General features: G+C 70.8%; 3 protein-coding genes and 1 pseudogene. 1 reads left to right on the top strand and 3 read right to left on the bottom strand.

Annotated features, from left to right (window positions below; genetic code table 11):
• A pseudogene (locus tag O3Q52_RS51230) lies at nucleotides 1–111 on the top strand (cell division protein ZapE); the annotation flags it as partial.
• 3 nt (nucleotides 112–114) lie between these two features.
• On the opposite strand, the gene O3Q52_RS51225 reads toward O3Q52_RS51230, so the two are convergent.
• From O3Q52_RS51225 to O3Q52_RS51215, 3 genes are all read right to left on the bottom strand, one after another.
• On the bottom strand, nucleotides 115–1,155 hold the full coding sequence (locus O3Q52_RS51225; protein WP_269655266.1) for a P1 family peptidase: 1,041 nt from the start codon (nucleotides 1,153–1,155) through the stop codon (nucleotides 115–117).
• 20 nt (nucleotides 1,156–1,175) lie between these two features.
• Entirely contained in the window at nucleotides 1,176–2,351 is a 1,176-nt protein-coding gene (locus tag O3Q52_RS51220; protein WP_269655265.1) for a low temperature requirement protein A, read from the bottom strand.
• 148 nt (nucleotides 2,352–2,499) lie between these two features.
• Nucleotides 2,500–2,841 carry a YciI family protein gene (locus O3Q52_RS51215; protein ID WP_269655264.1) on the bottom strand — a complete coding sequence of 114 codons (342 nt, stop codon included), beginning with the start codon at nucleotides 2,839–2,841 and terminating at the stop codon, nucleotides 2,500–2,502.
• Nucleotides 2,842–3,076 lie beyond the last annotated feature (235 nt).

Raw genomic sequence — 3,076 nt, 5'->3', positions numbered from 1 at the left:
GTCCAGCCGGTCCCGGACCAGTCGACCGCGCGGCGGCTCGTCGTCCTCGCCGACCGGCTGTACGACCGCGAGGTGCCGGTACTCGCCTCGGGGATGCCCTTCGACCCCCTCCCGCTACCGCCGCCCGTGCGACTCGCCGTACAACTCCCCGTACGCCGGCCACATCCCGCCCGGGCCCTCCACCGACTCGGCGGCCCGTACCGCCCGGACGATGGCGCGCGTGACCAGGTCCGCGCCGGCGGCGAGGATCTCGTTGAGGGCGAGCGGGTTCTCCTCCGCCAGCGGACGGGTCCCCGTGGCGAGCGCGAACACCGTGTCGCCGTCGTTGAGGAGATGCACCGGCCGGACGGCACGCGCGATGCCGTCGTGCGCCGTGCCCGCCAGCTTCTGGGCCTGTGCCTTCGACAGGTCGGCGTCGGTGGCGACCACCGCGAGGGTGGTGTTCAGCGGGGGAAGGTTGTTCTTCGCCGCGGCCTCGGCGAGCCGCCCCCGCGCAGCCTCGTGAACCTCCTCGGCCGGACAGCTCAAGAGCCCCTGGACCAACTCCCCGTACAACGCCCCCGTCTCCGGCTCCACCACCGACCCCGCCGCGTTGGCCACGACCAGCGCCGCCACCGTGACACCCGAATCGAGCACGGCACTCGCGGTGCCGACCCCTCCCTTCATCATTCCGACGGCCGCCCCTGTCCCGGCGCCCACGGACCCCTCCGGGACAGGCGCGCCCGGCTCGCTCGCCGCCGCGGCCTCCACCGCGTCACGGCCGGTCGCCGCGTCCGGCCTGGCCCGGAAGTCGCCACCCCGGCCGAGGTCGAAGACACAGGCCGCCGGCACGACGGGCACCACGTGCAGCGGATCGGGCCCGACCCGCACCCCGCGCCCCCGCTCCTCCAGCCAGGCCATCACACCGGTCGCCGAGTCCAGCCCGAACGCGCTGCCACCGGTCAGTACGAGCGCCTCGACCTTCCGCACCACATTGCGCGGATCGAGCGCGTCGGTCTCCTTGGTACCCGGCCCACCGCCGCGCACGTCCACCGCGGCGACCGCGCCGCCTTCCGGGGCGAGGACAACCGTCGTACCGGTGAGCCAACCGTCACCGATCCTCGTGGCGTGCCCCACGCGCAGCCCGGCCACATCCGTCAGAGCGTCAACTGTCATACGCCCAGTGTCGACCCGCCCTACGCGGCAGGCGCGCCGGCCGCTTCCTCCTCCCTCTCCTCCCGCGCGGCCATCCGCGCAGTCAGCGTCACCCCCACGACCACCGCAAGAGCGGCCACCACACCCGCCGCGAACACCGCCCAGTCACCCAGGAACGTGCACAGGGCCACCGCCAACGCCGTGACGGGCAGCACCAGTTGCTGTGCCGCGCCCACCTTGTAGTGGCGGGCGTGCAGCACCCAGACGGTCAGGAAGAACAGAGCCGTCGGAAGTGTCACCGCGGCCGACGCAGCCAGCGTGGAGATGCGCGCCTTGCCGACCGCCTGCTCCACCGCGACCTCCAGCCCGGCACCGATCGCCGCCGCCGACGCGAAGATCACGTAGTGGCCGTACCCCCAGAGGAACGCCTTCCTGCTGGAGCTGAGATGACCGTGGATCGGTACGACGAAGTAGATCCACCACGCGGCGAAGATGATCAGCAGCCCGCCCGAGGCGATCGGGAGGAGCTCGCCCAACGCGTCGTTCTCGTCCACCCCCACCTTCACCGCGATCGTGGCCGCGGCGATGGTCTCGCCGAGGACGATGATCGTGAAGAGCCCGTACCGCTCGGAGATGTGATGCGGATGCCAGACGGTGCTGAACTCCCTCTCCGCCAGCAGCGGAACGCACATCTCGGCGATCGCCATCACCAGGAACAGCCACGGCCGGCCGGACTCCGGCAGGAGCACCAGCCCCACCCAGCCGACCTGGCACACCAGGACCCCACCCGCGTACCGCAGCGCCATCCGCCGCTCGGCGCCGTCCGCGTTCCGGGCCACGCGCAGCCACTGCACGGTCAGCGCCATCCGCATGATCACGTAGCCCAGCAGGACCAACAGGAAGTCGTGGTCCTCGAACGCCTGGGACACCCCGGCGGCCAGCACCAGCACACCGGCGATCTGGATCAGCGTGACGACCCGGTACAAGGCGTCGTCGTTGTCGTACGCCGACGCGAACCAGGTGAAGTTCATCCAGGCCCACCAGATGGCGAAGAACACCATCGCGTAGTTCAGGACGCCCTCGGCCGCGTGCGCCTCCGCGACGGAGTGCACCAGCTGCACTCCCGCCTGGGCGATGGCCACGACGAAACACAGATCGAAGAACAGCTCCAGCGGCGACGCGACCCGGTGCACCTCGTCACGCCTGCGCGCGGTCATCCTGCGCAACGGCCGAGGTGAGGGGACGGTTCGGGAGCGGCGTGGACCGGATTCGGAAGAGGCATCGGGCGTCATGCGACCAAGCACAGCAGAAACCCCCCAAAAATCCAGAAGCACGCCGGACTCGCTCCGGCCCGCCACGCAGTGCTCAGGAAGCGGGGTCGTACAGGAACGCACGCACTTCCTGCGAACAGCGGCACGCCACCGCGATCTTCGCCGCCCACTCAAGAGCTGCTTCGCGGGACGGCAGCTCAAGGACCGTGTAGCCGCCGTTCGGCACGCGCGTGTCGGGATAGGTGCCATCGGTGACGGTTCCGTCGCCGGCCACCAGGACAGGCGCGACATCCTCGTCCAACCCGCCACCGAAGACGTAGACGCCCGCGTCCTTCGCCTCCTGGATCACCGCGTGCGATTCCTCGCTCACGGCGGCGAAGTCCTCTTCGGGAATCACCATCGCCTCGCTCGGGAACGAGATCAGGTACTTGGTCATCGCGCGACTCCTTGTTCCGCCGGATCCATCAGCCACGGTTCTCGCCGCCCGTGCAGACGCTCCACTCGAACCATGACGCTCCGCAGGAGGGCCCGACCCAACAGGTTCCCCCGGTCCGGCCCGCGCCCAGAACGGTGCCCGAGCCCAGGCCCCGTACCCTGGACGCATGAGCACTACCCCCGCCACACCCCCACCCACACCCACGCCCCCTCCCGCCGACGCCGAACCACGTGAC

Origin of the sequence: Streptomyces sp. ActVer, assembly GCF_027270795.1 — a bacterium.
Classification (GTDB): domain Bacteria; phylum Actinomycetota; class Actinomycetes; order Streptomycetales; family Streptomycetaceae; genus Streptomyces; species Streptomyces umbrinus_A.
This window is presented reverse-complemented; position numbering and strand designations above follow the sequence as displayed.

Bases quoted from the DNA above. Each gene is read 5' to 3' on its own strand.
- O3Q52_RS51225 (WP_269655266.1), bottom strand. From the start codon at position 1,155: ATGACAGTTGACGCTCTGACGGATGTGGCCGGGCTGCGCGTGGGGCAC.
- O3Q52_RS51215 (WP_269655264.1), bottom strand. From the start codon at position 2,841: ATGACCAAGTACCTGATCTCGTTCCCGAGCGAGGCGATGGTGATTCCC.
- O3Q52_RS51220 (WP_269655265.1), bottom strand. From the start codon at position 2,351: ATGACCGCGCGCAGGCGTGACGAGGTGCACCGGGTCGCGTCGCCGCTG.